Source organism: Thermovirga sp. (genome assembly GCA_012523215.1).
Taxonomy (GTDB): Bacteria; Synergistota; Synergistia; order Synergistales; family Thermovirgaceae; genus 58-81.
In genome coordinates, this window is sequence record JAAYIZ010000241.1 from 1 (window position 1) to 2,409 (window position 2,409).

Sequence of the window (2,409 nt, forward strand, 5' to 3'; positions counted from 1 at the left end):
GCCACGGCGTCGATGATGACCATGGCTGGCAGCTCTCCCCCGGTCAGGATGTAATCCCCCAGGGAGACCTCCAGGTCCACGTAATTCTCCAGGAACCTTTCATCGACTCCTTCGTAGCGGCCGCAGACGATCACGAGGTGTTTCTTCGTAGCCAGGGATTCCGCCAGGTGCTGTCCAAAGATTGCACCCTGGGGGCCGGGATGGACCACGAAAATCTCCTCCCGGGCTCCGGCCGCCTCTAGTGCCCTGGCCAGGGGTTCCGCCATCAGCACCATGCCCCCGCTGCCGCCGAAGGCGTAGTCGTCTATTTGGCCGAAGTGACCGTCGGCATGATCGCGGGGGTTTACGCAGCGGATGCCGATAAGGCCCTTTTCCACGGCCTTACCAATGACACCGGTACTGGAAAAGGGCTCCAGCAATTCGGGAAAGGAGGTCACCACCGTCACGATCATCAGTCCCAGAGTCCCTCCAATGGCCTGACTTCCATGATCCTCTCCTTAAGCGAGATCCGGAGTACCACTTCGCGCACAGCGGGGAGCATCCTGACGTCGCCCCGGGTCGTCCTCACCGAGTAAACATCATGGGCTCCGGTTTGGAGCACATCCTCCACCTTGCCGATCTCTTCTCCGGTGCCGGACGAAACGACCTTAAGACCCACCACGTCCTCGACCCAGTAACTTCCTTCCGGCAAAGGCACCCTTTCGGACGACTTCACCATCACGAATCCGCCCTGGAGGCCCCCGGCCTTATCGCGATCACCGATCTCCTCCGTTTCGACGAGAAACAGCCCCTTCGCCTCGTGGAACCTGATGGACCTCACCGTGAGCGAGGCGACGCACTTCCCCACCGGGCGAAAAACCTCCAGCCTTTCCATGCCGAGGAACCGATCCGGAAAATCAGTGAGCGGAAGGACCTTGATCTCGCCCCTGATCCCATGGGCCCCGAGGACACGTCCTATGATCACCATCGCCGGTCCTTCCAAGGCTGACACCTCAGTCTTCCAGGATATCCACTTCTACTTTCTCGCCGGGTTTGACGGCGGCCGCCCGGGCAACCATTCTGATCGCATTGATCGTAACGCCGCGCTTACCGATAAGTCGCCCCATATCATCCCTTGAAACACTTATCGTTACCCTTACAACCCCGCCGCTGCTCCTTTGTGACGTCACCGTCACGGCGTCAGGATCGGTAACGATATTCCTGACGATGAAGTTCACGAGCTCTTCGTAATCCGGCATGGGCAGGTCCCGTTACTTCTTTTTCCCGGACGAGAACTTGTCCCAGACTCCTGTCTTCTTCAGGATAGCCCGGGCCGTGTCCGATGGAAGGGCTCCTTCACCCAGCCAGTAAAGAGCCCTTTCCTCCTGGACCTTCAACGCCGCCGGCTCCACCATGGGGTCATAGGACCCGATCTGTTCGATGAACGCCCCATCGCGGGGCGCCTTCGAGTCGGCGACGACCAGGCGGTAAAAGGGCCGTTTTTTCCGGCCAAACCTTGCAAGGCGAATTCTTACTGCCATCTTTTTCGCACCTCCTGTTTTTCTTCCCTCCGGGGATCTCGGGTCCGGGGGGTGGTTCATATAGGACTCAACGAAAAGCGTGGATCCCTTTACATGGGTAGGGGGGGAAATCCCCTCGGGAGTTTCGCGCCCTTCCCCAGGGCGAAACGCTTCATCAGCAGGTTCATCTGCTCGTATTGCTTGAGAACCTGGTTGACCATCTGTACCGTACAGCCCGATCCCAGGGCTATCCTCCTCCGGCGGCTTCCCTTTATGATGTGAGGGTTCTGCCTCTCCTCCCGTGTCATGGAGAGAATGATCGCCTCCACGTGGGCAAGGCGCCGGGGGTCCAGCCGGGCGTTTTCAAGTCCCTTTATCTTTCCGGCACCGGGAATCATCTCCAGGATCTTTTCCAGGGGTCCCATCTTCCGGACCTGCCTGATCTGGAGGAGCATATCCTCCATGGTCAGTTTTTTCTTTTTGACCGATGCGGTGATCTTTTCAATCTCCTCGCCGTCCACCGCCTCCTGAATCCTCTCTACGAGCCCCTGGACATCCCCCATGCCGAGGATGCGCTGCGCCATCCGCTGGGGGTCGAATTGTTCAAGGTCCTGAACCCTTTCCCCTACTCCCGCCAATTTGACAGGGATCCCCGTCGCAGCCCTTATGCTCAGCGCCGCCCCACCGCGGGAGTCGCCGTCGAGCTTCGTCAGGACGATCCCGCTCACGGGGATCCGCTCGTTGAAGGCCATCGCCACATTGACGGCCTCCTGCCCGGTCATGGAGTCGACCACGAGGAGCGTCTCCGTAGGCGAGAGAGCCTCTCCAAGGAAGGCCAGCTCCTCCATGAGTTGCTCATCGATATCGAGACGGCCGGCGGTGTCGAAAAGAATAACATCGTAAAGCCTCC

Annotated in this window: 5 protein-coding genes; all 5 read right to left on the reverse strand. The window is 59.4% G+C overall.

The window, feature by feature from the left end:
- On the reverse strand, nt 1-452 hold a 452-nt coding region (locus GX108_06710), incomplete at its 3' end, for a tRNA (guanine(37)-N(1))-methyltransferase (GenBank protein ID NLO56725.1).
- Nucleotides 452-964, reverse strand: a complete 513-nt coding sequence (gene rimM, locus GX108_06715; protein ID NLO56726.1) for a 16S rRNA processing protein RimM — start codon at nt 962-964, stop codon at nt 452-454. The genes GX108_06710 and rimM, both read right to left, overlap by 1 nt.
- A gap of 28 nt (nt 965-992) precedes the next feature.
- Nucleotides 993-1,238 (reverse strand): KH domain-containing protein, encoded by a 246-nt coding sequence (locus tag GX108_06720; protein NLO56727.1) that lies wholly within the window; start codon nt 1,236-1,238, stop codon nt 993-995.
- A gap of 12 nt (nt 1,239-1,250) precedes the next feature.
- Nucleotides 1,251-1,520 (reverse strand): 30S ribosomal protein S16, encoded by a 270-nt coding sequence (gene rpsP, locus GX108_06725; GenBank protein ID NLO56728.1) that lies wholly within the window; start codon nt 1,518-1,520, stop codon nt 1,251-1,253.
- Nucleotides 1,521-1,609: 89 nt separating this feature from the next.
- Nucleotides 1,610-2,409: signal recognition particle protein (locus GX108_06730; GenBank protein NLO56729.1), on the reverse strand; the 800-nt coding region annotated here is incomplete at its 5' end.

Excerpts from the sequence above, each read along its gene's own strand:
- GX108_06720 (NLO56727.1), bottom strand. The coding sequence starts at position 1,238 with ATGCCGGATTACGAAGAGCTCGTGAACTTCATCGTCAGGAATATCGTT.
- rpsP (NLO56728.1), bottom strand. The coding sequence starts at position 1,520 with ATGGCAGTAAGAATTCGCCTTGCAAGGTTTGGCCGGAAAAAACGGCCC.